The sequence below is a fragment of the Paraburkholderia sp. BL27I4N3 genome, assembly GCF_003386115.1.
Classification (GTDB): domain Bacteria; phylum Pseudomonadota; class Gammaproteobacteria; order Burkholderiales; family Burkholderiaceae; genus Paraburkholderia.
In genome coordinates this window covers 7,125,320-7,151,727 of the sequence record NZ_QREJ01000001.1, presented here as the reverse complement: position 1 = coordinate 7,151,727, position 26,408 = coordinate 7,125,320, and the positions used below count along the sequence as shown (strand labels likewise).

General features: G+C 61.4%; 26 protein-coding genes. 13 read left to right on the top strand and 13 right to left on the bottom strand.

What is annotated here, in order from left to right:
* Positions 1 to 43: 43 nt before the first annotated feature.
* Complete coding sequence (locus B0G71_RS32470; RefSeq protein WP_116147001.1) at positions 44 to 481, top strand: PleD family two-component system response regulator; 438 nt, start codon at positions 44 to 46, stop codon at positions 479 to 481.
* A 269-nt stretch (positions 482 to 750) separates the two neighbouring features.
* Here B0G71_RS32470 and B0G71_RS32465 read toward each other — a convergent pair whose 3' ends face one another.
* Complete coding sequence (locus B0G71_RS32465) at positions 751 to 1,206, bottom strand: helix-turn-helix domain-containing protein (protein WP_106282603.1); 456 nt, start codon at positions 1,204 to 1,206, stop codon at positions 751 to 753.
* A 241-nt stretch (positions 1,207 to 1,447) separates the two neighbouring features.
* On the opposite strand from B0G71_RS32465, the gene B0G71_RS32460 reads away from it, so the two are divergent.
* A complete protein-coding gene (locus tag B0G71_RS32460; protein ID WP_116146999.1) occupies positions 1,448 to 2,386 on the top strand; it encodes an SDR family oxidoreductase in 939 nt (312 codons plus the stop codon).
* A 200-nt stretch (positions 2,387 to 2,586) separates the two neighbouring features.
* On the top strand, positions 2,587 to 3,207 hold the full coding sequence (locus B0G71_RS32455) for an NADPH-dependent F420 reductase (RefSeq protein WP_116146997.1): 621 nt from the start codon (positions 2,587 to 2,589) through the stop codon (positions 3,205 to 3,207).
* Positions 3,208 to 3,258: 51 nt separating this feature from the next.
* Here the strand turns inward: B0G71_RS32455 and B0G71_RS32450 are convergent, their stop codons facing one another.
* A complete protein-coding gene (locus B0G71_RS32450) occupies positions 3,259 to 3,627 on the bottom strand; it encodes a helix-turn-helix domain-containing protein (RefSeq protein ID WP_116149080.1) in 369 nt (122 codons plus the stop codon).
* A 111-nt stretch (positions 3,628 to 3,738) separates the two neighbouring features.
* On the opposite strand from B0G71_RS32450, the gene B0G71_RS32445 reads away from it, so the two are divergent.
* The 3 genes from B0G71_RS32445 (at position 3,739) to B0G71_RS32435 (ending at position 5,761) form a co-directional block, all read left to right on the top strand.
* A complete protein-coding gene (locus B0G71_RS32445; protein ID WP_116149079.1) occupies positions 3,739 to 4,473 on the top strand; it encodes an SDR family NAD(P)-dependent oxidoreductase in 735 nt (244 codons plus the stop codon).
* Between the two features lie 70 nt (positions 4,474 to 4,543).
* The gene (locus tag B0G71_RS32440; RefSeq protein ID WP_116146995.1) at positions 4,544 to 5,143 is read left to right on the top strand and encodes an NADPH-dependent F420 reductase; all 600 of its coding nucleotides are present in this window, start codon (positions 4,544 to 4,546) and stop codon (positions 5,141 to 5,143) included.
* A gap of 222 nt (positions 5,144 to 5,365) precedes the next feature.
* The gene (locus tag B0G71_RS32435) at positions 5,366 to 5,761 is read left to right on the top strand and encodes a nuclear transport factor 2 family protein (RefSeq protein ID WP_116146993.1); all 396 of its coding nucleotides are present in this window, start codon (positions 5,366 to 5,368) and stop codon (positions 5,759 to 5,761) included.
* Between the two features lie 224 nt (positions 5,762 to 5,985).
* On the opposite strand, the gene B0G71_RS32430 is transcribed toward B0G71_RS32435, so the two are convergent.
* From B0G71_RS32430 to B0G71_RS32415, 4 genes are all read right to left on the bottom strand, one after another.
* On the bottom strand, positions 5,986 to 6,792 hold the full coding sequence (locus B0G71_RS32430) for an oxidoreductase (protein ID WP_116146991.1): 807 nt from the start codon (positions 6,790 to 6,792) through the stop codon (positions 5,986 to 5,988).
* 35 nt (positions 6,793 to 6,827) lie between these two features.
* On the bottom strand, positions 6,828 to 9,968 hold the full coding sequence (locus tag B0G71_RS32425; RefSeq protein WP_116146989.1) for an efflux RND transporter permease subunit: 3,141 nt from the start codon (positions 9,966 to 9,968) through the stop codon (positions 6,828 to 6,830).
* Positions 9,965 to 11,080 (bottom strand): efflux RND transporter periplasmic adaptor subunit, encoded by a 1,116-nt coding sequence (locus B0G71_RS32420; RefSeq protein ID WP_116146987.1) that lies wholly within the window; start codon positions 11,078 to 11,080, stop codon positions 9,965 to 9,967. The genes B0G71_RS32425 and B0G71_RS32420 overlap by 4 nt, the downstream gene beginning before the upstream one ends.
* A gap of 83 nt (positions 11,081 to 11,163) precedes the next feature.
* Positions 11,164 to 11,781, bottom strand: a complete 618-nt coding sequence (locus B0G71_RS32415; protein ID WP_116149077.1) for a TetR/AcrR family transcriptional regulator — start codon at positions 11,779 to 11,781, stop codon at positions 11,164 to 11,166.
* 75 nt (positions 11,782 to 11,856) lie between these two features.
* On the opposite strand from B0G71_RS32415, the gene B0G71_RS32410 reads away from it, so the two are divergent.
* Both B0G71_RS32410 and B0G71_RS32405 read left to right on the top strand, forming a co-directional pair.
* Positions 11,857 to 13,317: an efflux transporter outer membrane subunit gene (locus B0G71_RS32410; RefSeq protein WP_116146985.1), complete on the top strand. Its 1,461-nt coding sequence runs from the start codon at positions 11,857 to 11,859 to the stop codon at positions 13,315 to 13,317.
* A 76-nt stretch (positions 13,318 to 13,393) separates the two neighbouring features.
* On the top strand, positions 13,394 to 13,975 hold the full coding sequence (locus B0G71_RS32405; protein ID WP_116146983.1) for a TetR/AcrR family transcriptional regulator: 582 nt from the start codon (positions 13,394 to 13,396) through the stop codon (positions 13,973 to 13,975).
* Between the two features lie 311 nt (positions 13,976 to 14,286).
* Here the strand turns inward: B0G71_RS32405 and gltA are convergent, their stop codons facing one another.
* The 7 genes from gltA to B0G71_RS32370 all read right to left on the bottom strand — a co-directional run bounded on the left by gltA (position 14,287) and on the right by B0G71_RS32370 (position 20,209).
* Positions 14,287 to 15,588 (bottom strand): citrate synthase, encoded by a 1,302-nt coding sequence (gltA, locus tag B0G71_RS32400; protein WP_012428642.1) that lies wholly within the window; start codon positions 15,586 to 15,588, stop codon positions 14,287 to 14,289.
* 91 nt (positions 15,589 to 15,679) lie between these two features.
* Positions 15,680 to 15,952 carry a succinate dehydrogenase assembly factor 2 gene (locus B0G71_RS32395; RefSeq protein WP_106282590.1) on the bottom strand — a complete coding sequence of 91 codons (273 nt, stop codon included), beginning with the start codon at positions 15,950 to 15,952 and terminating at the stop codon, positions 15,680 to 15,682.
* A 1-nt stretch (position 15,953) separates the two neighbouring features.
* Positions 15,954 to 16,658 carry a succinate dehydrogenase iron-sulfur subunit gene (locus tag B0G71_RS32390; protein WP_012428644.1) on the bottom strand — a complete coding sequence of 235 codons (705 nt, stop codon included), beginning with the start codon at positions 16,656 to 16,658 and terminating at the stop codon, positions 15,954 to 15,956.
* A 24-nt stretch (positions 16,659 to 16,682) separates the two neighbouring features.
* On the bottom strand, positions 16,683 to 18,458 hold the full coding sequence (gene sdhA / locus B0G71_RS32385) for a succinate dehydrogenase flavoprotein subunit (protein WP_116146981.1): 1,776 nt from the start codon (positions 18,456 to 18,458) through the stop codon (positions 16,683 to 16,685).
* 4 nt (positions 18,459 to 18,462) lie between these two features.
* On the bottom strand, positions 18,463 to 18,831 hold the full coding sequence (gene sdhD, locus B0G71_RS32380) for a succinate dehydrogenase, hydrophobic membrane anchor protein (RefSeq protein ID WP_116146979.1): 369 nt from the start codon (positions 18,829 to 18,831) through the stop codon (positions 18,463 to 18,465).
* Positions 18,832 to 18,834: 3 nt separating this feature from the next.
* On the bottom strand, positions 18,835 to 19,251 hold the full coding sequence (gene sdhC, locus B0G71_RS32375) for a succinate dehydrogenase, cytochrome b556 subunit (RefSeq protein WP_116146977.1): 417 nt from the start codon (positions 19,249 to 19,251) through the stop codon (positions 18,835 to 18,837).
* Between the two features lie 157 nt (positions 19,252 to 19,408).
* Positions 19,409 to 20,209 carry a GntR family transcriptional regulator gene (locus B0G71_RS32370; protein ID WP_116146975.1) on the bottom strand — a complete coding sequence of 267 codons (801 nt, stop codon included), beginning with the start codon at positions 20,207 to 20,209 and terminating at the stop codon, positions 19,409 to 19,411.
* A gap of 491 nt (positions 20,210 to 20,700) precedes the next feature.
* On the opposite strand from B0G71_RS32370, the gene B0G71_RS32365 reads away from it, so the two are divergent.
* The 5 genes from B0G71_RS32365 (at position 20,701) to B0G71_RS32345 (ending at position 26,388) form a co-directional block, all read left to right on the top strand.
* Complete coding sequence (locus B0G71_RS32365; protein WP_106313340.1) at positions 20,701 to 21,684, top strand: malate dehydrogenase; 984 nt, start codon at positions 20,701 to 20,703, stop codon at positions 21,682 to 21,684.
* 252 nt (positions 21,685 to 21,936) lie between these two features.
* Positions 21,937 to 22,953 (top strand): CoA ester lyase, encoded by a 1,017-nt coding sequence (locus B0G71_RS32360; protein ID WP_116146973.1) that lies wholly within the window; start codon positions 21,937 to 21,939, stop codon positions 22,951 to 22,953.
* A gap of 160 nt (positions 22,954 to 23,113) precedes the next feature.
* The gene (gene prpC / locus B0G71_RS32355) at positions 23,114 to 24,301 is read left to right on the top strand and encodes a 2-methylcitrate synthase (protein ID WP_116146971.1); all 1,188 of its coding nucleotides are present in this window, start codon (positions 23,114 to 23,116) and stop codon (positions 24,299 to 24,301) included.
* A 103-nt stretch (positions 24,302 to 24,404) separates the two neighbouring features.
* Complete coding sequence (locus tag B0G71_RS32350) at positions 24,405 to 24,911, top strand: hypothetical protein (protein ID WP_116146969.1); 507 nt, start codon at positions 24,405 to 24,407, stop codon at positions 24,909 to 24,911.
* Positions 24,912 to 24,936: 25 nt separating this feature from the next.
* On the top strand, positions 24,937 to 26,388 hold the full coding sequence (locus tag B0G71_RS32345; protein WP_116146967.1) for a bifunctional 2-methylcitrate dehydratase/aconitate hydratase: 1,452 nt from the start codon (positions 24,937 to 24,939) through the stop codon (positions 26,386 to 26,388).
* Positions 26,389 to 26,408 lie beyond the last annotated feature (20 nt).

The window sequence follows — 26,408 nt, the reverse complement described above, 5'->3', positions numbered from 1 at the left end:
GCACAGTCGTTGCGCGAAGGCAGAGACTAATAGGGCTCTTGCTATGTCTGTCATCCTGATCGTTGACGACGACTCGGATTCGTTATGGCTACTCCAGGTTGTTTTAGAGGGGCGCGGCCACCACGTCGTACTCGCTGACGATGGACATCCGGCGTTGGAGATTGCAAGTCGTTACCTTCCTGATGTAATTGTCACTGACTGGAACATGCCATGCATGGACGGGGACGTCCTGTGCGAGCGGCTCAGGTGCTATCCGGCGCTGGCCCTGATTCCGATCATCATGACCTCGGCGCAGTCGGCGCCATCAGATAGAACTGGGCTATGGAATATTTTTTTCCGCAAGCCTGTCGATATCGAACTACTCGCGGCGACCGTCGACTCCCTGGCGGCAAAGCGCTTGGAAAACAGGTCAAGCCGGCCTCACTGCGGAGCCACGCCGCTATGTAGGTGGCCTGCGGAAGCTCTGAAGTACTGGGCATAGCAGCGCTGCGTTTGATCCGGCAGGCAGCAGTGACTTTCCAGGGATTGTCCTGCGTTTTCCAGCGGCGCTCGACCATCTCTTACACGATGGCAGCCCAGCAAACGAATCGGTGCCGCGTTCCGAGCAGGAGGACTAAAGGACACGGGCAACTCGACGTCGAGTGTCGTTCGCTATCCAAGGCTTGAGGCCGATAATTCACCAAAGACACCGCCCACCTGTCAGCTCGACCACTGCGCAAAATCTACAAAGAATGACCGAGTGCGTCCTGCTCATTCCTTGCTCTCAGGAAAGAGACATCCGCCATTGCGGACCAGCGCCTTTATCTCTTCGCCCACCTGCAAGGGGCTTCCGCGTAAACGAGCAACGAAATCCTTGCGACGCCGCACGTACGACTTCGAATCGTGCTTCGCGCTCCAAAGGACGATGGCAAGCACGATGGGAATGAGATCCAGGCCCTTCTCGGTTAGCGTGTAAAAGTCCTTGCGCCTGTCGTCGGGGTTGGGCGCCCTCGAGAGAATTCCTTGCTCGTCAAGAAAGGCAAGGCGCGAAGCAAGCACATTGGTCGCGATTCCCTCTTCCGATTTCAGGAACTCGCCATACGTCTTCTTGCCGACGAAAACGATATCGCGAATGATCAGGAGCGACCACCGGTCGCCGAAGATCTCCACGCCGTAGTTCACCGCGCAGTGGGACCGAACGTCTTCTTTGGATGTCGTCGTCTTCATGGCTGGATTTTAACATCGCTTGCGTAACGCAAGTAAATTCCCTTGTTTACTTGTTTTTTGCAAGTAATGTGGCTAGCATGGTCGTTCGGGGGATGCGGGCACCGCTTACTTCACCAAGAGGCTACATGGTCACTATCAGCATCGTCCGCGCAGGCGGCATGGCGGTGGCGATCGGTGGCCCTCGGCTGATTGCGCCCATACCACCGCTTCTCGCATCACATCGCCTACAAGGAGCAATAACATGCACGTTTTCGTCACCGGCGGCACCGGTCATATCGGTCCGTACATCATCTCCGAGCTCATCGCCGCCGGCCACGAGGTCACCGGCTTAGCCAGGTCGGACAAGTCCGCTGCGGCGGTGTCCGCGCTCGGCGCGAAGGTGCGTCGCGGAGATATCTCAGACCTCGATGGGCTCAAGGCGGCTGCGGCGCAGGCCGACGGCGTCATCCACATCGCGCATAGGCAAGACCTGCTTCCCTCCGGCGGACTTGACGCCGTGGCCGCTGCGGAACTTCAGATCATGCTCGCGTATGGCGAGGCACTGGCCGGAAGCGGAAAGCCGCTGGTCGTGTCGGCAAGCATCGGCTCTCCCGGATGGGAAAACCTGGGCCGGCCAGCCACCGAGCAGGATCCGGCCCTTCCCGGCGGCGATGCGTACAAGGGGACTCTGCGAGTTCGCAACGTCGTGGAGCTCACCGTAGTCGGTCTCGCGGAGCGGGGCGTGCGGTCTTCGGTCGTGCGGATTCCTCCTATTGCACACAGCACGACCGATACCGGCTTCCTCCCGCTGCTGATCGGGCTCGCGAAGGAGAAGGGCGTCGTCGGCTACCCCGGGGACGGCGCGAACCGGTGGCCGGCCGTGCACAGCCGCGACCTCGCTTCCTTGTTCCGCCTGGCGCTGGAGAAGGGTCCGGCTGGCAAAAGCTGGCACGGGATCGAGGGCGAGGCCATCCGGTTCCGCGAGATCGCCGAGGCTATTGGCAGTCGTCTGGGCCTGCCGGCGGTGAGTATTCCCGAGGACGTACTGATGCTGCCGGGATACTTTGGATTCCTCGCGAATCTGGTCACGCTGGACCTCCCGGCGTCCAATCTCATCACGCGCCAGACCCTCGGCTGGGAGCCTGCTCAGCCCGGCCTTCTCGAGGATCTCGACAATGGCCACTACTTCCCCGCCCTCTGAGTTGAGCTGAGGCAGGGAGCCGAGTCGCATTGAGCCCGGCGGACAGCAATGTCGCGACGCCGTGATTCATCCGCGAAGACTCTGCCGACCCGGCGATGGCATGAGGGACGGCCGACGCGGCTCGGCGCACACAAAACATTCACCGGGGGATGCCCCGTTTTGAAAGTACGAGCACCGCTTAACTGACCAGGAGACTGCACATGAGCACTATCAGCATCATCGGCACAGGTGGCATGGCCACGGCGATCGGCGACCGCATCGTCAGGGCTGGGCACACCGTCGAGGTGATATCCCGCGACGCTGCCAGGGCGCGGGCGCTGGCCGACAAGCTCGCAGCTGGAGCGACCGCAGGGACGTACGGCGTCGCGCCGGCGGGCGACATCGTCATCCTCGCCGTGCCGTACGGCAGTGCGACGGCGGTGGTGACCGAGTTCGGCGAGGCGCTCAGCGGCAAGGTGATTCTCGACATCACCAACCCGATCGCCCCCGACCTCACGGGCCTCGTCACCCCCCACGGCAGTTCTGGTGCGCAGGAGATCGCCAGGAGCGCCCCCGCGAGCGCGCATGTCGTGAAGGCGCTCAACACCCTCTTCGGCCCGGTACTTGCGCGGCGTGGACGCCTCGACGCGTTCATCGCCGCTGACGATCCGCAGGCCAAGGCGCGGGTCTCTGCCTTCCTCGAAAGTCTCGGGCTGCGTCCGTTCGATGTCGGCGGCCTGCACATGGCCTCGACGCTCGAGTCGCTCGGCCTGATGCTCATCGGGCTGGCCAAAAACGGCGCCGGCACCTTCGACATCGCCTTGAACGTCGATGTCGGCTGAATCAACACCAACGCGGAGGGCCGTCCAACTCCCCGGTTCTTCAGCATCCCGCTAACGCAACCGGTCCCGCTCGGCAAGCATGCTCACCATTTCTGCCATGTTCTCGGTGCCCCAGATACACAGCGGGACAATCTTGTCGGCCAGACTACGGCCGAGCGGGGTCAGCGCGTAGTCCACGCGCGGTGGCACCTCCTTGTAGTCGGTGCGCGCAAGCACATGATCGGCCTCCAGTTCCTTCAATTGCTGGATCAGCACCTTGGCGCTCACGCCGTGGACGTTGCGCTTGAGCTCGCCGTAGCGCTTCGGGCCGTCGAGCAGGAAGTACAGGATCAGCGGCTTCCACTTGCCCGAGATGATGCTGAGGGTGGCGGCCAGCCCGTAGGAGTAGCGCCCGCCGCAGTTTTGAGAACAGTCAGTCATTTTCGTGGTTACCAAAAGGTGCATACTTGTTCTTAGGTTATCAGAACTGCATACTGGTCTCAAGTAAGCAGTTCCCCTGCTTCCGTACAACTCCAAGGAAGGATGCACGTCATGACCAGGTTGAATGGAAAGACCGCAGTGATCACCGGCGGCGCTACCGGCATCGGCCGCGCCGCAGCAAAGCGCTTTATCGAAGAAGGCGCCTTCGTCTTCATCTTCGGCCGCCGGCAGGAAGCGCTCGACGCCGCTCTGGCCGAGCTCGGGCCTAATGCCCGCGCGGTGAAGGGCTCGGTCTCGGATGAGGCCGACCTCGCCCGGCTCTACGCGGCGGTGAAGGCCGAGCGCGCAAGCCTGGACATCGTCTTCGCCAATGCCGGGGCGGGAAGCCAGCTTGCGCTCGGCAAGATCACCGCCGAGCACATCGACGAAACCTTCGACACCAATGTGAAAGGCACGATCTTCACGGTCCAGCAGGCGCTGCCGTTGATGGGTGAAGGCGGTTCGATAATCCTGACCGGATCGAGCGCCGGCACCACCGGCGCCCCGGCAATGAGCGCCTACAGCGCGAGCAAGGCGGCTGTGCGCAACCTCGCCCGGACCTGGGCAGAGGAACTGAAGGGCACCGGCATCCGCGTGAACGTGCTGTCGCCCGGGGCGACGGCGACCGAACTCGCTAAGGAAGCGCTAGGCGAGGAAGGCCAGAAGGTCTTCGCCTCGATGACTCCGCTCCAGCGCATGGCCGATCCGGCGGAGATCGCAGCGGCGGCCGCCTTCCTCGCGTCGCCGGACAGCAGCTTCATGACCGCCAGCGAGGTCGCCGTCGACGGCGGCCTGGCGCAAATCTGACGCTACGCCCTACGGCGCTCCATTCGATTATCCGGAGCGCCGTAGGGCGCGGTAAACCAAAGGAAAATATATGAGCTACGCAATTATCGGCTTCGGCAAGATCGGCCAGGCCTTGGCCAAGGCGTTTGCCCGCAACGGCATGGAAGTTTCCGTTGCGACCACTCGCGACCCGGACAGTTTTGGATCCGCTGCGGCCGCAATCGGACCTGAGATCATTCCCAAAAAGCTCGCGGAAGCCGTCAAGGCAGACGTCATCTTTTTGGCTGTCCGTTTCGAGTCACACCCGGATGTCGCGAAGGCACTGCCCACCTGGCAGGGGAAGACCATCGTCGATGTGACCAATGCCTACGGCGTGCCTCCTGAGGAAATGGGAGGACAGCCCTCTTCCAGGGTCATCGCGCACGCCTTCACTGGCGCAAGACTGGTCAAGGGCTTCAATCATCTGGGCGCTGCTGTACTTGAGCAGGATCCGGCCGTGCATGGTGGCAGGAGAGTCGTGTTCCTGGCGAGCGACGACGATGGCGCCGCAGCGGAGATCGGTGCGCTTGCGGAAAATCTCGGTTTCTCGCCGATCAAACTTGGCGGACTTTCCGAAGGTGGACTGCTAGTGCAGGCGCGCGGAAATAGCTGGGGTCAACTGATCTTCAAGGACCTGATCAAGTTCGACTGATAAGTCGTTATCGCGAATCTTTATGCGATCCTGACTCGTGGTCCAACGGCGGCCGCCGTTTTATTGAGGAGCGCACGTCTCTCACGTCGTTCAACCCGGAAAACCTGTCGCGGTCGAGGGAACAGAGACTGTCCGACTTCAGGGACGCGATCGTTCCCTCGCTTGCTTCAGTCGCGGGTCTACTTCGATCGTATCCGATGCAACAGTAATGGAGAGAGTTCGATGAGCACACAAGAGAATGTCCAGATTGTGAAGGATTTTTTTGCAGCAATGGGCCGCGGCGATGAGCAAGGTCTGCTGGCGATTTCTGCCGAAGACATTGAGTGGATCATTCCGGGCGACTGGCCGCTGGCCGGCACACACCGCGGACACGCCGGATTGGCGGATTTGCTTCAGAAAGCTTCGAAAATGGTGGAAACATCATACCCAGAGCCCCCCGAATTCGTAGCGCAGGGCGACAGGGTTCTGGCCGTCGGTTTCGCCACGGGCAAAATCAAAGCCACGAATAGGAGGTTCGAAGACCATTGGGTCTTCGCCATCACCATTCAAAATGGCAAAGTGACGAAGATCCGGGAATATATCGACACACTTGCACTGGCGCGGGCCTCCAAACCTTAAAGCTGAGGCCGGCAATGAATCCAACAACAACAGTCAATCAGTTGGGTCGAACTAAGTACGCCGATATCACGGGCAGCCACGTTAGTGCGGTTACTTACCTCGTCGAGACGCGAACTCATCGAGCTTCACATGTGTGATTCACATTGATCGTTTCAACTAAAATGGGCGTTCAGAAACAGGGGCTCGTCAAACCCTGGCCACAGGGTGATGCGTGGACGAGCGCTTCAACCAAGTCCGAATGTTTTTCTCAAGCTTGAATCGACGGGACCAGCGGGCATGAAGCGGCGTAACTTGCTCAGCAACGACGCCTGTCCAGCAGGCGTGCGACGCATCCGCCAGGCGCCAAGCGCCGCTTCGACAATGGTGTTTGCCACGCCTTCGGGCTCGGGCGCACCTTTGACGCTGTTCACGACTGCGCTCGATGCAAGGGCACGCTCCCGGTCATAGTCGGCGATTTTCGAACCCGCCTGGGGCGCATTGATGTCGAGATTGGTTCTGGTAAAAGATGGTTCGACCACCGTTGCGCGTATGCCGAACTGGCGCACTTCATGATCCAGGGTTTCAGTCAGCCCCTCGACGGCATGCTTGGTAGCCGAATAAAGACCCATATACGGAGCCGGCAAAAAGCCAAGCACCGAACTGACATTGACGATCCTTCCGCCACCTTGTGCCCGCATGTGGGGAAGTACCGCGCGTATTGTGCGCAGGATGCTGAATACATTGGTGTCGAACAGCGCCGCAGCCTCGGTAACAGAGGCCTCCTCCACCGCACCGATCAGACTCGTTCCAGCATTGTTGACGAGCACATCGATACGCCCGGCGCGATCGAAGATGGTCTGGACTCCGGATTGAACAGAGGCGTCGTCGCGAACTTCCATCTCGACAAGCTCGACGCCGGAGATAGGCGTCGCTTTTGCGATACTTCGCACGGTGCCGAACACGCGGCAACCGCGGCTCGCAAACTTCTCGGCGGTGGCGCGTCCGATACCGGATGACACGCCGGTCACGACGACAACGGTAGAGTTCGACATTGCAATTTCCTTCGATACAGTGAATTGATTGTGTTTTAGCCGCGCACGTCGAGCGCATCCTGTGGCAACTGTTCGGAAGGCGATGTCCGCTCATGCCGGCCTTGTTGCGAGCCTGCGGCATGGTCGGGCCTGATCCTGAACCAGATCGAATACATGGCTGGCAGGAAGATCAGGGTCAGAATCGTTCCTGCAAAAGTGCCGCCGATCAGCGTGTACGCAAGGGTTCCCCAGAACACCGAATGCGTCAGCGGAATGAACGCAAGAACCGCCGCCATGGCGGTCAGGATCACCGGGCGGGCACGCTGCACGGTGGCTTCGACGACCGCCTGAAACGGATCCAGGCCGGCGTGCTCGTTCTGGTGAATCTGCCCGATCAGGATCAGCGTGTTTCGCATCAGAATCCCCGACAGCGCGATGAGGCCGACCAGCGCGTTGATACCGAACGGCTGCCGGAACAGAATCAGCGTCGGCACCACGCCGATCAAACCGAGCGGGCTGGTGAGGAACACCATCACCATCGCGGAGATCGAGCGCACCTGGAAGATGATGATGATGAGCGTAACCGCCAGCATGATGGGGAAGAGCGGCAACATGGCTTTCGTCGCTTTAGCCGATTCCTCGATGGAGCCCGCCTCTTCGATACGGTAGCCGGCCGGAAGCCTGGCGATGACAGGTTGCAGCTCTCTGGTGATAGCCGTCGAGACGTCCGGCGGCTGCAGGTTGTCGGCAATGTCGCCACGTACCGTGATCGTCGGCACACGATCGCGCCAGCGCATGATCGGCTCCTCCATGCGCACGTCGACCTTGCCCACCTGCGACAGCGGAATGCGTTGCCCATTCGCGCCGGCCAGCGTGAAGTCTCCGAGCCGTGCCGGGTCGAGACGCACATCGCCGGCCGAACGTGCGACGACCTGCACGGTTCGAATATCCTCACGCACGGCGGTGACAGGCACGCCGGTAAGGAGGAATTGCAGTTGCTGCGCTACGGCGCTGGACGTCAGCCCCACCGCCTGCAAACGATCCTGCTGCAACGTGAAGTGCAGCGTGGGTGAGCGCGTACCCCAGTCAGCGTTGACCGTGCGCATCATCGGGCTGGCCTCCATGCCCCGCTCGACTTCTCCCGCAATACCGCGCAGCTTGTCAGGGTCGGGTCCGGAGATACGGTAGGCGACCGGGTATGGCGAATACGGACCGAATACGAGTTGCGTGACCCGCACGCGCGCCTCGGAGGCGAGACCGTTGGCGACTGCCTGACGCAGTCGCTGCTTCAATGCGTCGCGTTCATCCTGGCTGTCCGTGCGCACTACGATCTTGGCAAACGACGGATCGGGCAGTTCCGGTCCCATCGCCAGGTAAAAGCGGGGCGCGCCTTGCCCGACGTACGCGGTGACGATCCTGGCTTCCTTCTGCTTCGCGAGCCACGCTTCGACCTTCGTCGTGGCGGCGCTGGTTTGCGAGATCGACGTGCCATAGGGCATCTGCACTTCGACCAGCACTTCCGGACGGTCGGAGATCGGGAAAAACTGTTTTTTGACCACGCCCATGCCGAGGATGGCCAGGACGAAGAGACCCACGACCGAACCGGCGACCAGCCATTTGCGCGCGATGACGCGCGTGAGTAGCTGACGGAAACGGTTGTAGCGCGGCGTGTCGTAGATCGCGCCGTGACCGCCTTCGACCTTTTTGAAGTCGGGCAGCATCTTCACACCCAGGTAGGGCGTGAAGACCACGGCGACGACCCACGATGCGATCAGCGCAATGCCGACGATCCAGAACATGTTGCTGGTGTATTCGCCGGCCGTGGAGCGCGCGAAGCCATTGGGCATGAAGCCGACGGCGGTCACCAGCGTGCCCGCCAGCATCGGCGCGGCCGTATGACTCCACGCGTAGGCGGAGGCGGCGATGCGGCTGTAGCCTCCCTCCATCTTCACCACCATCATTTCGATCGCGATGATCGCGTCGTCCACCAGCAGGCCGAGCGCCAGGATCAGAGACCCCAGCGTGATGCGGTCAAAGTTTTTGCCGGTTGCGGCCATCACGACGAACACGACCGCGAGTGTCAGCGGTACGGCCGCGGCAACGACCAGGCCGACACGCCAGCCCATGCTGACAAAGCTCACCAGCATGACCACCAGCAGCGCGACGAAAAACTTCACCATGAACTCGTCGACCGCCGAATGAATGTTGACGGCCTGATCGGTGACTTTGGTCAGGCTCATGCCGAGCGGCAGCCCGGCGTTGATTGCGCCGACCTCGCCGTCCAGCGCCTTGCCGAGGTCGAGCCCATTCCAGCCTTCGCGCATGACGATGCCCAGCAGCAGTGCAGGTTCGCCGTCGTTGCGGATCATGAACGTCGCCGGGTCTTCATAACCACGCGTAACCGTGGCAATGTCCGACAGCTTCAACGTGCGGCCCTGCGCGACGACCGGCGTGTCGCGGATTTTCTGCAGGTTGTCAAAGGCACCGTCCAGGCGAATGAACACCTCCGGACCTTTGGTCTCCACGGAGCCGGCCGGCGTCAGGGCGTTCTGACCGTTGAGCGCGGCGAACACGTCCTCGGGGCTCACGCCCAGCGTTGCCAGCCGGTCATGTGAGAGCTGGATATAGATTCGCTCCGCCTGCTCGCCGATGATGTCAACCTTCTTCACGCCCGGCACGTGCAGCAACCGTTGGCGCAGCGTCTCGGCATCGCGCACGAGCAGGCGCTGCGGCTCGCCCTTCGCCTTCAGCGCAAACAGCGCGAAGGTGACATCGGCATATTCGTCGTTGACCAGCGGTCCGATCACGCCAGACGGAAGGTTGGCCGCCTCGTCGCTAATTTTTTTCCGAGCCTGGTAGAACTGCTCCTGCACTTCCGAAGGCGGCGTGCTGTCGAGCAAGGTCAAGGTCGTAAAGGCCAGCCCAGGCCGTGTGTAGGTTTCGGTCCGGTCGTACCAGCGCAGCTCCTGCATGCGCTTTTCGATCTTCTCGGCGACCTGATCGTGCATTTCCTGCGCCGTGGCTCCCGGCCAGGCGGTGATGATGGTCATCACCTTGACCGTGAACGCGGGGTCTTCCGCCCGGCCCAGCTTGAAGAACGAAACGAGGCCCGCCAGCGAGATCAGGCAGATCAGGAACAGGGTAATGGAGCGCTCGCGGACAGCGAGCGCCGACAGGTTGAAACGGCCTTCGCTCACGGACGGACTCCCTCGGAAGCGACGGCGACGGCTTGACCCGTCACCCGGACCTGTTCGCCTTCGCGCAGCAGTTGCGCGCCGAGCGCGACGATCCGGTCGCCTTGCTTGATCTTGCCGGCGACGCGGGCGCTATCGTCGTCAAGATGTTCGACAGTAACGGGCCGCCAGAAAACCTTTGCAGGTTCGCCGTTGATGACCCACACCCCTGGTCCCTTGCCCGCGTCGAACAGCGCGCCGATCGGCACCTGTAAACCGCCTGGGACGGCGGAACGCGCATCCGGAATCTGGACCGTCACCGTGGCGCCCAGTGGGGCGTCGGCCAGTTCTCCTTGCAGCACATACCGCGCTTCAAAGGTCCGGGTACGCGCATCCGCTGCCTCCGAGAGCTGGCGCAGCGTTGCCGGTACGCTCGCGCCGCCGTTGCCGAACAGCGTGGCCTGGGCGGCCGAACCGACGGCGGGGCGCAAGGTTTCGGGTAACTGGATCACAGCCTCGCGGCGCCCGGCGTGGGCCAAACGCACCACGGGCTGGCCGGCGCTCACGACCTGGCCCGGTTCCGCCAGCGTTTCCATCACGACGCCATCGCCGTCCGCTACCAGCCCGGCATAACCCGTCGCATTGCGCGCAACGCCGGCGTCAGCCTCGGCCGCACTGAGCTGAGCTTTGGCGGCATCGGCCGCCGCCTTGATCTGGTCATAGGCCGATGCCGATATCGCGCCGGTGCCGCGCAGGTCGCGGTAGCGCTCTTCATCCTGCGCGGTCTGCTGCGCCCGCGCTCGCGCGGCGGTGACCGCGTCCTGCCGGGCCTGCGCGGCAAGCCTTAGATCGATGGGATCGATGCGCATCAGCGGCTGACCACGCTTGACGGTTTGCCCGGCATCCACCAGCCGCTCCAGCACCTTGCCGGAGACGCGAAATCCGAGATCGCTCTGCACGCGCGCGGCGACGGTTCCGGTAAACGAACGGGAGGCGGGGATCGCCGCCTGAGCGATGGCGGCGCGTACCAGGGGCGCTTCGGTACGCGGATCGGACGGTGCTTTTGCGCCGCAGGCGACTAGCGCAAGTGGCAGTGCACAGACGACTGTAGAGGTAGCAAGGCGACGCCGGAGCATGAAAGACCCATAGACGGAGTGATCGGGGCTTTCATTGTGGTTCTTGTGACCAATTTAGTCAATGGTCACATCGGAGAATTCCGTCAAGGGGACAGACTGCGGAGCACAAGACTGGACAACTGCGCAGGGGCGACCTTGGTGTAGTCGAAGCTGTACTGCAGTAGCAATGGGTTGAGGTAGGGGCGCATCACCAGATAGATCGCCATCGCGGTCTCATCGAGCGGCGTTTTGCGCTCGAAGTCTCCGCTCTGCCTGCCCTCCTGCAGGACGTCCTGAAGCAACTTCTGGATGCGCTCTTCATACGAAACTACCGCCTGCCAGTTCTCCGTGGCCGCCGATGCGGCAATCTCGTAGAGCTTACGGTCCTGGAAAAAAAGCCGGAGGCTCGCTTCGGTGAACACGCTGAACATTCGCCGCAGCTTTTCTGGCGGCAGATCGGTCTGTGCGACGGCCGCCCTGACCTCGGTTTCGATCTCGTTCAGGCAGTTCGCGCAGATCATCTCGCCGATGGCCTGCTTGGACTCGAAGAACTTGTAGATGTAGGCCTTCGAAAAACCGATGGCTTTCGCGAGGTCGGAGACCGTCGTTTTCTCGTAGCCATACCGGCTGAAGTGCTCCGTGGCGGCGCCAACGATCTGATCCCGCACTTCGTGGTCTGCGGGGCCGCGCGATGGGGTGGGAGGAGTGGTGGTGTTTTTCATGGGTATAGCATACAGGAGTAGACAACTAGTGACCATTTGGTATTATAGTCACACCCGGACTTTGCGAAGACGCTCATGCTACGTGTACACATCCTTGCCGCCGTCATGGCCGCCGGCCTCTCGGCAGGCTGCGCTGTAGGCCCCGATTATGTCCGGCCCAAGGTTGCCATGCCGGACCATTTCCAGGGCCAGGCCGCGGTGGATTACCGGCAAGCGGCGGCCAGTGCCGACCTTGTTACGTGGTGGACCGGCTTCGGCGATCCGCAACTTACACGATTCGTTACGCTCGCGCTGGAACAAAACCTGGACCTTGCGCAGGCCGCCGCTCGCGTCGCTCAGGCGCGCTCGGGCCTCGGGGCGGCGACTGCCGCGTTGCTGCCCTCCGGTAACGTCAGCGGCCAGGCGGCGAGAGTCTATCAATCTGTAGAAACCCCCTTGGGGCAGGTCCTGAATTCGACGCCCAATTTCGACCGTTACGGTAACGACTATGAGGCCAATTTCAACGCGAGCTGGGAACTGGACGTGTTCGGAGGACTGCGCCGCAGCCGGGAAGCGTCACTTGCCGAATATCAGGCTTCGGAAGCGGGCGCGGCGGCCACGCGCCTGGCTGTGGCGGCGCAGACTGCCGATATCTACATCACGATTCGTGGCTTGCAGGCTCGTCTGAAGGTCGCCCGACGGCAGGTGCAGACGCAGCAGAGTCTGCTTTCGACCATCAACCTCCTGTATAGCAAAGGATTGGCGGCCGACCTTCAGGTAAGCCAAACCGAAGGTGCGCTATCGCAGGTTCAGGCATCCGTCCCGGTCCTCGAGGCGGGTCTGGATGCAGCGATGAACGCGCTGGATGTAATGCTGGGTTCACAGCCCGGCACGCATCGAGCCGAACTGGTCGACGCTGGCGACATCCCGGTCGCCCCGCGGATCGCGGACACAGGATCCCCGGGAGAGTTGCTCAGGCGCCGGCCCGACCTGATCGTGGCCGAGCGTCGCCTTGCTGCATCGAACGCGCGCATCGGCGTGGCCGTCGCCGAGTATTACCCCAAGGTGTCGCTCAGTGGACTGCTCGGCAGCGCCACCTCGGTGGCCAGCGGCAACCTGTTCAGTACCGGCGCCAATCAGGCCGCCGGCGTGCTGGGGCTGCGCTGGCGTCTGTTCGATTTCGGCCGCATCAATGCGCAGATCGAGCAGGCCAAGGGGCAGCAGGCGGAAATGCTGGCCGCGTATCGGCTCGCCGCGCTTCATGCAACCGAAGACGTCGAGAACTCATTCTCGGCACTCGTCAAGCGGGAGGAAGAGGCCACGGTACTCGCGCAGGGAGTGAACTCGCTCGGCCGGGCGCGAGCCGCCTCCTTCGCGGCCTATCAAAAAGGCGTCGTCAGCCTGATCGAAGTCTTGCAGGCCGACGACAACCTGCTGCGCGCCTCCGATGAGCGGGTGCAGGCGCAAACCGAATCCGCACGCGCAGCGGTTGCCGCCTTCAAGGCGCTCGGCGGCGGATGGCAACCTCGCGAATCCGAAGCGGTCGCCGTCAAGTAGCAACCCTACGCGCCCCACGATTTGCCGGTAGCGTGGATTCTGGCCATCGTTCTTTGCTATATGAGCGCTTTGCCGCATGCCACACAAACGAACGACGCGAGCCGAAAGTCGCGAGCGAACCCGGCGGCGCTTGCTCGACGCAGCAGCGTCGAGCATCGCCGAAAAAGGGTTTGCCGCAACTAGCGTGGAGGATATCGCAGCCCAGGCCGGCTATAGCCGTGGCGCGTTCTACTCGAACTTCAGCAGCAAGAGCGATCTATTCGTCGAACTGCTCCGGCTCGATCACCAGAACATGCAAGAAAGCTTGCAGAAGCTGCGAGACGCCGCACCGCCCGGCGAAAACCTGCAAGCACAGCTCACCTTGTTGTACGCGCAATGCTATCGCGACAACAACAGCTGCATCATCTGGGCTGAGGCACGTTTGCATGCCATGCGTGATGGCAAATTCCGCCGACATGTGAACGCCCTATACCTGCAAAAGCACGACATGGTCGCGTACTTCCTTGAGCAGTTATGCAAGCGCCTCAACATGCGGTTGCCGGGTCCTTTCGCCGACCAGGTGCTCGGCGTTATCGCCTTGATCGACGGCATCCTCTGCTTCAACATGACCATGCCCAATGATCTGTCGGACGCTTCGGCCGAAGCAGAATCGCGGTGATGACCCGACCGCGTCGCGAGACTCCGCGCTCGACCCATTTCCTGCCAGTCGAAACGTTGAAGGCCGCTGCAGATGTCAACGGCCGTTGCGAGCAGCGATGGAGGCAATCCGCCGAGCGCCAGAACAGACTTGGTTTGCAAAGAACCACCGCCGCCTGCTGCACCGCCGTGCAAATGCATGCTCAGTGCGCGGGACAGGAAGCTGAAAACAAAACGCCCCGACGGAAAACCCGTCGGGGCGTTTTTATCAGCAGCATCCGCCCTCACTCGCAGCGCACGCGGCCACTACGAATCAAGCGGGCTCAAACCCGATCAACGTTGCGCGATCGGCTTCGCTTCACGCTGCGTGTCGCCGATGAACAGCTGACGCGGACGGCCAATCTTCTGTTCCGGATCCGCAATCATTTCGTTCCACTGTGCAATCCAGCCGACCGTACGTGCCATCGCGAAGATACACGTGAACATCGACGTCGGAATGCCCAGCGCGCGCTGCACGATACCCGAGTAGAAATCGACGTTCGGGTACAGCTTGCGCGACACGAAGTATTCGTCTTCCAGCGCGATCTTTTCCAGCGCCATGGCCAGTTTGAACAGCGGGTCGTCGTGCAGGCCCAGTTCTTCCAGCACTTCGTGGCAGGTTTCGCGCATCAGCTTCGCACGCGGGTCGTAGTTCTTGTAGACGCGGTGACCGAAGCCCATCAGCTTCACGCCCGAGTTCTTGTCCTTCACCTGCTTGATGAACTCAGGAATGTTGTCGACCGAGCCGATTTCTTCCAGCATGTTCAATGCGGCTTCGTTCGCACCGCCGTGCGCCGGGCCCCACAAACATGCGATACCGGCTGCGATACACGCGAACGGGTTCGCGCCCGACGAACCGGCGAGACGCACGGTCGAGGTCGATGCATTCTGCTCGTGGTCCGCGTGCAGGATCAGGATGCGATCCAGCGCGCGCACCAGCACGTCGTTGACCTTGTACTCTTCGCACGGGTTCGAGAACATCATGTGCATGAAGTTCGCGCTGTACGACAGGTCGTTCTTCGGGTACGCAAACGGCTGGCCGATGCTGTACTTGTACGCCATGGCGACCAGCGTCGGCAGCTTCGCGATCATGCGAATGGCCGACACTTCACGGTGACGCGGGTTGTTGATGTCCAGCGAGTCGTGATAGAACGCCGACAATGCGCCGACCGCGGCGACCAGAATCGCCATCGGGTGCGCGTCGCGACGGAAACCACGGAAGAAGAAGTGCATTTGCTCATGCACCATCGTGTGGTTCGTGACCGTCTTCACGAATTCGGCGTTCTGCTCCGCGTTCGGCAATTCGCCCTTCAGCAGCAGGTAGCAGGTTTCGAGGAAGTCGGCGTTCTGCGCCAGATTGTCGATCGGATAACCGCGATACAGCAGCTCGCCCTTGTCGCCGTCGATGTAGGTGATCGCCGAATTGCAAGCCGCCGTCGACATGAAGCCCGGGTCGTACGTGAACTTGCCAGTCTGGCCGTACAGTTTGCGGATGTCGATCACGTCCGGGCCGAGAGTGCCCTTGTAAATCGGCATTTCAACGCTCGGCGAATTGTCGCTGAACGATAGCGTGGCTTTAACATCTGACGGGGTCATAGCACATCCTCAATCGAAGTATGGAAACAGGGTTTCGATAATTGCACGCCTGGAACAACGGACAAGCTGCGCTCAAAGCCGGCTACGCCGGTCAGGCATTCCGCAGCAGCTCCAGCACCCGGATTACATCCGGGTCGGCAAGGTCGCCTTCCGGTTCCTTGCGTACGAGCAGCAAGTCCATCAGGTCGTTATCGCTCAGCTCGAGCAGGCGCGTGAGGGCGCCCACATCTGCATCACTGAGGTCATGCTCATATCGGCTGAAAAAACGCTCAAAGATCAGATCGTTTTCCAGCAGGCCCCGCCGCGCGCGCCAGCGAAGACGCGCGCGGCGGAGAGGGTCGGACTGATGCGATGTTGATTCCATCTCAGACAGCGCGGCGAACCATCAATTCCTTGATCTTGCCAATCGCCTTGGTCGGGTTCAGGCCTTTCGGGCAAACGTCGACACAGTTCATGATGGTATGGCAACGGAACAGACGGTACGGATCTTCCAGGTTGTCCAGCCGTTCGCCCGTCGCTTCGTCGCGGCTGTCCGCGATGAAACGGTAGGCTTGCAGCAGGCCAGCCGGGCCGACGAACTTGTCCGGATTCCACCAGAAACTCGGGCACGATGTCGAGCAGCTAGCGCACAGAATACATTCGTACAGGCCGTCGAGCTCGTCGCGCTCTTCCGGCGACTGCAGACGTTCCTTTTCCGGCGGCGGCGTATCGTTGATCAGGTACGGCTTGATCGAATGATACTGGTTGAAGAACTGCGTCATGTCGACGATCAGGTCGCGAATGACCGGCAGTCCCGGCAGCGGACGCAGCACGATCTTTTGCGGCAGATCGTTCATGTTCTGCAGGCAGGCCAGACCGTTCTTGCCGTTGATGTTCATGGCGTCCGAACCGCACACGCCTTCGCGGCACGAACGGCGGAACGACAGCGTTTCGTCAACTGCCTTCAACTTCAGCAGCGCGTCGAGCAGCATGCGTTCGTGCGAGTCAATCTCAATCTCGTACGTTTGCATGCGCGGCGCTGCGTCCTTGTCCGGGTCGTAGCGGTAAATTTCAAATGTACGCTTTGCCATTTCTGAATTCCTTTGACTTGTGCCTTAGAAGGTCCGCGCTTTCGGCGGAACCGATTCGACCGTCAGCGGTTGCATGTGAACCGGCTTGTAGTCGAGGCGATCGCCTTCGCTGAACCACAGCGTATGGCGCAGCCAGTTTTCGTCGTCGCGATGTTCGAAGTCGTTCTGCGCGTGCGCGCCACGGCTTTCCTTACGCGCTTCGGCGGAAACCATCGTGGCGCGGGCCACTTCGATCAGGTTCGCCACTTCCAGCGCTTCCACGCGCGCCGTGTTGAACACCTTCGACTTATCTTTCAGGTGGATGCTGTCGACGCGGTCAGCTACTTCGCGGATGCGCTCGACGCCCTCGGCCAGCAACGCCGAGGTGCGGAACACGCCGGCGTGCTTCTGCATCGTGCCGCGGATGTCGTTGGCAACCGATTGCGCGTACTCGCCCGAGGACGAGCTATCGAGCTTCGCCAGACGCGACAGCGCGAAATCAGCGGCGTCGGCCGGCAGCGGCTTGTGCTCCTTGATTTCCTTCACGTGCTTGACGATGTGGTTGCCGGCTGCGCGGCCGAACACCACCAGGTCGAGCAGCGAGTTCGTGCCGAGGCGGTTCGCGCCGTGCACCGACACGCACGAGCATTCGCCCACTGCGTAGAAACCGTTGACCGGCACTTCGTGACCCTTCGACGTACCCACGACCTGGCCATGGATGTTCGTCGGAATACCACCCATCTGATAGTGGATGGTCGGCACGACCGGGATCGGCTCTTTGATGCAATCGACGTTCGCGAACTTCAGCGCGATTTCGCGGATCGACGGCAGACGCTTCATGATCGTCTCGGCGCCAATGTGCGACAGGTCGAGCAGCACGTGATCCTTGTTCGGACCCACGCCGCGGCCTTCCTTGATTTCCTGGTCCATCGAACGCGACACGAAGTCACGCGGCGCCAGATCCTTCAACGTAGGCGCGTAGCGTTCCATGAAACGCTCGCCGTTCGAGTTGCGCAGAATGCCGCCTTCGCCGCGCACGCCTTCGGTAATCAGCACGCCCGCGCCGGCCACGCCGGTGGGGTGGAACTGCCAGAATTCCATGTCTTGCAGCGCGATGCCCGAACGCGCCGCCATGCCCAGGCCGTCGCCGGTGTTGATGAACGCGTTGGTCGACGCCGCGAAAATCCGGCCCGCGCCGCCTGTGGCGAACAGCGTGGTCTTGCCTTCGAGAATGTAGACGTCGCCGGTTTCCATTTCCAGCGCGGTCACGCCAAGCACGTCGCCTTCGGAGTCGCGGATCAGATCCAGCGCCATCCATTCGACGAAGAACTGCGTCTTGGCCTCGACGTTTTGCTGATACAGCGTGTGCAGCAGCGCGTGACCGGTCCGGTCAGCCGCCGCGCAAGCGCGTTGCACCGGCTTTTCGCCGTAGTTCGCGGTGTGGCCGCCGAACGGGCGCTGGTAAATCGTGCCGTCCGCGTTACGGTCGAACGGCATGCCCATGTGTTCGAGTTCATAGACGGCGTTCGGTGCTTCGCGGCACATGAACTCGATCGCGTCCTGGTCGCCGAGCCAGTCGGAACCCTTGATCGTGTCGTAGAAGTGGTAGTGCCAGTTGTCTTCGCTCATGTTGCCGAGCGATGCGCCGATGCCGCCTTGAGCAGCAACCGTGTGCGAACGCGTCGGGAACACTTTGGACAGCACGCAGACCGACAGACCGGCGCGCGCGAGTTGCAGCGAAGCGCGCATCCCCGAGCCGCCTGCGCCGACGATAACCACGTCAAACTTGCGACGCGGCAGAGAATTCTTGATTGCAGCCATTCTTTTACACTCTCCAGAGAATCTGCGCAGCGTAGCCCGCCGACGCGAGCAGCCAGACGATCGTCAGCGCTTGAAGCAACAGGCGGATGCCAACGGGCTTCACGTAGTCCATCCAGATGTCGCGGATACCCACCCACGCGTGATAGAACAGCGAAAGCAGCGTGACGAACGTGGCGAGCTTCATCCATTGCGTGGCGAAGATCGAGGCCCAGCCGTCGTACGAGAAATCGCGCGCGCCGAAGAACCAGGCGAGCAGAATGACGGTGTAGACCGCCATGATCGTGGCCGTGATGCGCTGCGCCAGCCAGTCGCGCAGACCGTAATGCGCGCCGACAACAAGACGCTTCGAACCGATTCGGTTATTTGATGACATTTTTTAGAATGCTCCGAACAGTTTTGCCGCGAATGCAATGGTGAGCAACGACGACACGACGAGAACGACGATGGAGGTCGACTTGCCCTTTTCCTTCGTTACTGCGTTGTGGTTCGTGTCCATCAGCAAGTGACGGACGCCGGCGCAGAAGTGAAACAGGAAGGCCCACGCGAGAACGAGCGTGATGAGCTTGACGATGATGTTGGAGAGGAAACCTTTGAAGACTTCGAAACTGAGTTCAGAAGTGAGGCTCTGATCGAAGAGGTACAGCAGGAACGGAAGAAAAACAAAAAGCAGACCACCGCTCAAGCGGTGCAAGATCGATACTCGCCCCGCTAGCGGTAGACGGTACGCCGTCAATATCTGCCCGATACCGATGTTCCGGAATTCCGGCCTCGGTTTTTTTACGGCTTCAGCCATGCTAGACCCCTACTATGTAGTCACACTAATCCGCAATTTTAGCGCCTTTTTATATCGCGCTGCAGCGAAAACCACGACAGGTCCGTTACAGCACGCGCGATAAAGGCGCCTTCAAACAGGCGCGCGTGTGGGACGCAGCGCCCTTATTCAGCCCGATTCAGCTTAGGTCGTTCTGATAGTAATACCCGGTTGTGACATACCAACCGCGGCGCACTTCAACCGGCCGGTCCCCATATGTATAGGACACGCGCTCGACCGATAGCAGCGGAAAACCCGCGGGCACATGCAGCAGATCGGCCACGGAAGGCTCGGCCGCGACCGCGCGGATCTTCTCCGTGGCGCGGATCATGCGGGTGCCGAACTCAGTCTCGAACATCGCGTAGAGGGGACCTTTATACTCCGACAGCCGCTCGAGCGTCAGGCCGCGGAACACGGCGCCCGGCAGCCAGATTTCGTCGAGTACGGTGACCTCGCCGTCGAACTGCAGCAAGCGCTTGATCAATACGACCGGATCGGCCGGCTTCAGATCGAGTTGCCGGGCAATGTCCGCCGAAGCGCGCAGACGCCGGCATTCGAGCAGACGGCTGACGTGCGGGTGTTCCGCGCCGTCATCGGCCAGTAATCTGAGGAAGCGAAACTGGGCGCGGTCTTCATTGTGCGTCGCAACAAACGTGCCCTTACCCTGGCGGCGCACCAGCAGGTTGTCGGCGGCAAGTTCGTCGATCGCTTTGCGCACCGTTCCCTGACTGACCTTGTATCTGGCCGCCAACTCGACTTCACTAGGAATGATTTCGCCCGGCTTCCACTCGCCGCTTTCAAGGCTCTGCGTGATCAACCCTTTGATCTGCTGATACAAAGGACTGAAAGTGGGCGACGTGGCAGTAGACGCAGCGGGTACACCCTCACCCGCCACCCCTTGGCCGCTCGGATTCGTGGTGTTCGCCGGGTTCGAATTCATGCGCGCATTTCATCATAAAGGGCTAGGCCGCGTCTAGGGTTTCCCCGCAACAGATATGTCTTATATAAGACATAAGATAATGTTGACTTTGCCTCTGACGACTCCTACACTCCTTGTCGAGCAAGGGTTTGCGGGATTTTCGGCGGCTGCTTGATGCAGCGCCGCGACGCACCGGCGGCCACTCTGCACCATGCTGTTCCCACGCAGTTCAGGTTTCGATTTCGCCGCCATTCGCTGGTCAGACGCTTGCCGAAACGCGCTGTTTGCAGGAGCCCGCACCGTGCAGCGGCTACCCGGCGCCTCGAATTCCGCTCCCGTGCGGCAGTACAGATTCCGGCATGGCGGTCTCGCCGCAACACGCCGCTCGGCCTCGGCAGATTCCGAGGCAGTCCGCGACAGTGAATTCCGCCGTGTTTCATAACGCTTCGCTGAACGCGCATATAGAATGGCGTTTTCCCTAGCGTCTAACGCATCGTCCTGGAGATTTCTCAATGGCTAAGCCCGCAAAGCGCGTTGCCGTCACCGGCGCCGCAGGTCAAATCGCTTACTCCCTGCTGTTTCGCATCGCCAATGGCGATCTGCTCGGCAAGGATCAGCCGGTGGTCCTGCAACTGCTCGACCTGCCGCAAGCGCAAGGCGCCGTCAAAGGCGTCGTGATGGAACTGGATGATTGCGCATTCCCGCTGCTGTCGGGCGTCGTAATCACCGACGATCCCGAAGTCGCATTCAAGGATGCAGACGTGGCCCTGCTGGTCGGCGCACGTCCGCGTTCGAAAGGCATGGAGCGTAAAGACCTGCTGTCGGCTAACGCCGAAATCTTCACGGTTCAGGGCAAGGCGCTGAACAAGGTCGCGAGCCGCGACGTGAAGGTGCTGGTGGTCGGCAACCCGGCCAACACGAACGCTTACATCGCCATGAAGTCGGCGCCGGATCTGCCGAAGAAGAACTTCACCGCCATGCTGCGCCTGGACCACAACCGCGCGCTGTCGCAACTGGCCGCCAAGTCGGGCAAGCCGGTCGCGTCGATCGAAAAGCTGGCTGTGTGGGGCAACCACTCGCCGACCATGTACCCGGACTTCCGCTTTGCAACGGCAGAAGGTCAAGACCTGACCAAGCTGATAAACGACGACGAATGGAACCGCAACACGTTCATCCCGACCGTCGGCAAGCGTGGCGCAGCGATCATCGAAGCGCGCGGCCTGTCGTCGGCAGCGTCGGCGGCTAACGCGGCGATCGACCACGTGCGTGACTGGGTGCTCGGCACGAACGGCAAGTGGGTCACCATGGGTATTCCGTCGGACGGTTCGTACGGCATTCCGGAAGACATCATCTACGGTGTGCCCGTCACGTGCGAAAACGGCGAGTACAAGCGCGTCGAAGGCCTGGAAATCGACGCGTTCTCGCGCGAAAAGATGGACGGCACGCTGAACGAACTGCTGGAAGAGCGCGAAGGCGTTCAACACCTGCTCGGCTAAGCGGCTGGCTGATGCAGACGAACCGGAACTCGTGAGAGAACGCCAGGCTGCCCTCGGGGGCCTGGCGCGAAGCGAAAAGTCTCGCGCGGCGCTTACAGCCCCTGCCGTGGCGGGTTCCGGTTTTTTACATGCGAATGCTGCTATTCGCGTCTGATCCGAGCGCGTTTTGCGCAGTTACCGCGATGGTCCGGCAGAGCGCACCCGAATCGGATTTCTCCAAACCAAACATTACCCACGCTCCTGACGCCGAGAATGCGCGCCCTCACACCCGCCGAAGTGCTGTTTGACGGCGAAGTGCCGCCCGCCGTGCTGCCTGCCTGCGATCACTACGCCGGCAGCGAAAAGCTGATGCTGAAATCGTTGGCCTTGCAGCAGCAACTGGGCCCTGTGTTCGACATCACGCTCGATTGCGAAGACGGCGCGCAGGTCGGCCGCGAAACGGAGCACGCGGAGCTGGTCGCGTCGTTGCTGGGCAGCGAGCATGACCACTTCGGCCGCGTCGGCGTGCGGATTCACGACTTCGATCACGCGCACTGGCGCGACGACGTCCGTCTCATTCTCCGTGCCGCGAAGCGAGCGCCTGCTTACATCACCCTGCCGAAAATCCGCAACGTCCCCGATGCCGCCGAGATGGTCGCATTCATCGAGGCGACGCGGCGCGAACTCGGGATCGCGCAACCGGTGCCGGTGCAATTGCTGGTCGAAACGCACGGCGCGCTGACGCGCGTGTTCGATCTGGCCGCGCTGCCCGGCGTGGAAGCGCTAAGCTTCGGCCTGATGGACTTCGTCTCCGCGCACAACGGCGCGATTCCCGATACCGCCATGCGCTCGCCCGGCCAGTTCGATCATCCGCTGGTGCGGCGCGCGAAGCTCGAAATCTCGGCTGCCTGCCATGCATACGGCAAAGTGCCTTCGCATAACGTCAGCACGGAGGTGCGCGACATGAGCGTGGTCGCCAACGACGCCGCGCGCGCCCGCAACGAGTTCGGCTATACGCGCATGTGGAGCATCCATCCGGCGCAGATCGAAGCAATCGTCGCCGCATTCGCGCCACGCGACGAAGAGATCATCACCGCCACCGAAATCCTGCTCGCCGCGCAGTCCGCGCAGTGGGGTCCGACGCGCCATCACGACACGTTGCACGACCGCGCGAGCTATCGGTACTACTGGTCGGTGCTGCGTCGAGCGCAAGCGACGGGGCGCGCCGTCCCGCAAGACGCGGCGCCGCTCTTCGCGAAAGTGGGCACTGACGTTCCAGCAGGATCATAAGCGTGAAAGTCGCTGCGGCAATCGGCGCGGCTGTTGTGAGCGGTCTATCCACACGCCGTGAGGCAGTCGAAACAGCCCTCTGTGTGGCGCTGCGCGAGACGGGCGTTGAACGCACAGGTCAATCAGAAGCATCGAGCAGGCACAAAGGAGATTGCGGGAGATGAGCGAAACGACGCAAACCGCTGGTGCACAAGGCGGCGACCAATCCCAAAGCGGCTTCAAACCGAAGAAATCCGTCGCCCTGTCCGGCGTGACAGCGGGCAACACGGCCCTCTGCACGGTCGGCAAGACCGGCAACGACCTGCATTACCGCGGCTATGACATTCTGGATATCGCGAGCGCCTGCGAATTCGAAGAAATCGCCTATTTGCTCGTGCACGAAAAGCTGCCGACCCAGGCCGAACTGACCGCGTACAAAACGAAGCTGAAGGCGCTGCGCGGGCTGCCCGCCAACATCAAGGCCGCGCTCGAATGGATCCCGGCCGCCGCGCATCCGATGGACGTGATGCGCACCGGCGTGTCGGTGCTCGGCACCGTGCTGCCGGAGAAAGACGATCACAACCTGCCGGGCGCGCGCGATATCGCCGACAAGCTGATGGCCTCGCTCGGCTCGATGCTGCTTTACTGGTACCACTACTCGCACAACGGCAAGCGCATCGAAGTGGAAACCGACGACGATTCGATCGGCGGCCACTTCCTGCATCTGCTGCACGGCGTGGAGCCGTCAAAGGCTTGGGTCGACGCGATGCATGTGTCGCTGAACCTGTACGCCGAGCACGAATTCAACGCATCGACCTTCACGGGCCGCGTGATCGCCGGCACGGGCTCGGACATCTATTCGGCGATCACCGGCGCGATCGGTGCGCTGCGCGGACCGAAGCACGGCGGCGCCAATGAAGTCGCGTTCGAGATCCAGTCGCGCTACCAGACGCCGGACGAAGCCGAAGCGGACATCAGAAAGCGCGTCGAGAACAAGGAAGTGGTGATCGGTTTCGGCCACCCGGTGTACACGATCTCCGATCCGCGCAACAAGGTCATCAAGGAAATCGCCAAAAAGCTCTCGAAGGAAGCCGGCAACAGCAAGCTGTTCAATATCGCCGAGCGGCTGGAGTCGGTGATGTGGGAGGCGAAGAAGATGTTCCCGAATCTGGACTGGTTCAGCGCGGTCTCGTATCACATGATGGGCGTGCCCACGGCAATGTTCACGCCGCTCTTCGTGATCGCGCGCACGGCCGGCTGGAGCGCGCACATCATCGAGCAGCGCGTCGACAACAAGATCATCCGTCCGAGCGCGAATTACACCGGACCTGAGAATTTGAAGTACCTGCCGCTAAATAGGAGAAAATAGCGGTCGCTGTGCGCTTTCAAAGCGCGTGCAGTTCAACCACGCGGTCGCCAGGACCGGTAGCCCGCGGAATGTTTAACTGAAACTAGATAGAAAGGTTTTCTCTATGAAAAAGCTGATGATCGCCGCCGTGATTGGCGCCCTGTCCACGACGATGCTGTCCGTCGCGACTGACGCCGCCGCGCAAACGGCGACCACCACGAAACCGGCTGCCAAGGCTACTGCAAAGCGCCCGCAACCGAAACGCCTGATCAAGCGCAAAGCGAACCCGGCCAAGGAAGCGAAGGTCGATCCGGTGCCGGATGGCGCGGAAAAGTGGTCGTGCAACGAAGGCCTGGCTTTCGAACTGAAGGGTGACATGAAGCGTGACCAGATCGTCACGGTTCACTGGGCTAACAAAAATTACAATCTGCCGCGCGAAGCGACCACCACGGGCGCCGACCGCTTCCACGACGCCGCAACCGGCATGGACCTGGTCGTGATCCCGACGAAGGCAATGTTGTTCTCGGACAAGGACAGCTCGCGTCTGGCCGACGAATGCAAGACGGCAGCCATGGCGCAAGGCGCGCCGGCTCCGACGCAATCGAACGCGATCGACAAGACCAGCAACTAAATATCGTCATCAGGAAAGCTCCCCGATGTCCGCTCCGATTTCCAACGTGCGACCCGCTCCGGACCCAGTCCTGACCGATATCGTCGACTACGTTCTGGATTATCAGATCGACAGCACGCTCGCGCTGGAAACCGCGCGTCACTGCCTGATCGATACGCTCGGCTGCGGACTCGAGGCGCTCACCTACCCGGCCTGCACCAAACTGATGGGACCGATCGTGCCGGGCACGATCGTCCCCAACGGCGCGAAGGTGCCGGGCACGTCGTTCCAGCTGGATCCCGTTCAGGCCGCCTTCAATATCGGCGCCATGATCCGCTGGCTCGACTTCAACGACACCTGGCTTGCCGCCGAATGGGGGCATCCGTCGGATAACCTCGGCGGAATTCTGGCGACGGCCGACTGGCTCTCGCGCAGCGCCATCGCAGCGGGCAAAACGCCGCTGGCGATGAAAGACGTGTTGATCGCCATGATCAAGGCGCACGAAATTCAAGGCTGTATCGCGCTCGAAAACTCCTTCAACAAGGTGGGGCTCGATCATGTATTGCTGGTGAAACTGGCGTCGACTGCGGTGGTCGGCCAACTGATCGGCCTCACGCGCGACGAACTGATCAACGCGGTGTCGCAGGCGTTTGTCGATGGGCACGCGCTGCGCACGTATCGCCACGCGCCGAATACCGGCTCGCGCAAGTCGTGGGCGGCGGGCGACGCGACCTCACGCGCCGTGCGTCTCGCGCTGATCGCGAAGACTGGCGAGATGGGCTATCCGTCGGTGCTGACCGCGAAGACCTGGGGCTTTTACGACGTGCTCTTCAAGGGCAACGCATTCAAGTTCCAGCGTCCGTACGGTTCGTACGTGATGGAAAACGTGCTCTTCAAGATTTCTTTTCCGGCAGAATTCCATGCGCAAACGGCGGTGGAAGCCGCGATGAAGTTGCATGAGCAACTCGCCGCGGCGGGAAAGCGCGTGGAAGACATCCGCAAGATCACGATCCGCACGCACGAGGCCGCGATTCGCATCATCGATAAAAAAGGTCCGCTGAACAATCCGGCCGACCGCGATCATTGCATTCAGTACATGATCGCCGTGCCGCTGATCCACGGCCGCCTGACGGCCGCGGATTATGAAGATTCGACCGCGCAGGACGCTCGCATCGATGTGCTGCGCGCGAAAATGGAATGCGTCGAAGACGCGCAATTCACGCAGGATTACCACGATCCGGAGAAGCGTTCGATCGCCAATGCACTGACGATCGAATTCAACGACGGCTCGACATTCGACGAGGTCGTAGTCGAATACCCGATCGGTCATAAGCGTCGTCGCGAAGAAGGCATACCGTTGCTGGTCGAGAAGTTCAGGACCAACCTCGCGCGCCGCTTTCCGGTCAAGCAACAACTGGCGATTCTCGACGTGTCGCTCGATCAGGCAAGGCTCGAAGCCATGCCGGTCAATGAATACGTCGATCTTTACGTCATCTAGTTATGTACTGTAGTTCCGCG

Coding starts and splice junctions, on each gene's coding strand:
- B0G71_RS32410 (WP_116146985.1), top strand. CDS start 11,857: ATGCTACGTGTACACATCCTTGCCGCCGTCATGGCCGCCGGCCTCTCG.
- B0G71_RS32440 (WP_116146995.1), top strand. CDS start 4,544: ATGAGCTACGCAATTATCGGCTTCGGCAAGATCGGCCAGGCCTTGGCC.
- B0G71_RS32350 (WP_116146969.1), top strand. CDS start 24,405: ATGAAAAAGCTGATGATCGCCGCCGTGATTGGCGCCCTGTCCACGACG.
- gltA (WP_012428642.1), bottom strand. CDS start 15,588: ATGACCCCGTCAGATGTTAAAGCCACGCTATCGTTCAGCGACAATTCG.
- B0G71_RS32360 (WP_116146973.1), top strand. CDS start 21,937: ATGCGCGCCCTCACACCCGCCGAAGTGCTGTTTGACGGCGAAGTGCCG.
- B0G71_RS32450 (WP_116149080.1), bottom strand. CDS start 3,627: ATGACTGACTGTTCTCAAAACTGCGGCGGGCGCTACTCCTACGGGCTG.
- B0G71_RS32455 (WP_116146997.1), top strand. CDS start 2,587: ATGAGCACTATCAGCATCATCGGCACAGGTGGCATGGCCACGGCGATC.
- B0G71_RS32465 (WP_106282603.1), bottom strand. CDS start 1,206: ATGAAGACGACGACATCCAAAGAAGACGTTCGGTCCCACTGCGCGGTG.
- B0G71_RS32345 (WP_116146967.1), top strand. CDS start 24,937: ATGTCCGCTCCGATTTCCAACGTGCGACCCGCTCCGGACCCAGTCCTG.
- B0G71_RS32365 (WP_106313340.1), top strand. CDS start 20,701: ATGGCTAAGCCCGCAAAGCGCGTTGCCGTCACCGGCGCCGCAGGTCAA.
- B0G71_RS32405 (WP_116146983.1), top strand. CDS start 13,394: ATGCCACACAAACGAACGACGCGAGCCGAAAGTCGCGAGCGAACCCGG.
- B0G71_RS32420 (WP_116146987.1), bottom strand. CDS start 11,080: ATGCTCCGGCGTCGCCTTGCTACCTCTACAGTCGTCTGTGCACTGCCA.
- B0G71_RS32430 (WP_116146991.1), bottom strand. CDS start 6,792: ATGTCGAACTCTACCGTTGTCGTCGTGACCGGCGTGTCATCCGGTATC.
- prpC (WP_116146971.1), top strand. CDS start 23,114: ATGAGCGAAACGACGCAAACCGCTGGTGCACAAGGCGGCGACCAATCC.
- B0G71_RS32415 (WP_116149077.1), bottom strand. CDS start 11,781: ATGAAAAACACCACCACTCCTCCCACCCCATCGCGCGGCCCCGCAGAC.
- B0G71_RS32390 (WP_012428644.1), bottom strand. CDS start 16,658: ATGGCAAAGCGTACATTTGAAATTTACCGCTACGACCCGGACAAGGAC.
- B0G71_RS32470 (WP_116147001.1), top strand. CDS start 44: ATGTCTGTCATCCTGATCGTTGACGACGACTCGGATTCGTTATGGCTA.
- B0G71_RS32370 (WP_116146975.1), bottom strand. CDS start 20,209: ATGAATTCGAACCCGGCGAACACCACGAATCCGAGCGGCCAAGGGGTG.
- B0G71_RS32435 (WP_116146993.1), top strand. CDS start 5,366: ATGAGCACACAAGAGAATGTCCAGATTGTGAAGGATTTTTTTGCAGCA.
- B0G71_RS32445 (WP_116149079.1), top strand. CDS start 3,739: ATGACCAGGTTGAATGGAAAGACCGCAGTGATCACCGGCGGCGCTACC.
- B0G71_RS32460 (WP_116146999.1), top strand. CDS start 1,448: ATGCACGTTTTCGTCACCGGCGGCACCGGTCATATCGGTCCGTACATC.
- sdhD (WP_116146979.1), bottom strand. CDS start 18,831: ATGTCATCAAATAACCGAATCGGTTCGAAGCGTCTTGTTGTCGGCGCG.
- sdhC (WP_116146977.1), bottom strand. CDS start 19,251: ATGGCTGAAGCCGTAAAAAAACCGAGGCCGGAATTCCGGAACATCGGT.
- sdhA (WP_116146981.1), bottom strand. CDS start 18,458: ATGGCTGCAATCAAGAATTCTCTGCCGCGTCGCAAGTTTGACGTGGTT.
- B0G71_RS32395 (WP_106282590.1), bottom strand. CDS start 15,952: ATGGAATCAACATCGCATCAGTCCGACCCTCTCCGCCGCGCGCGTCTT.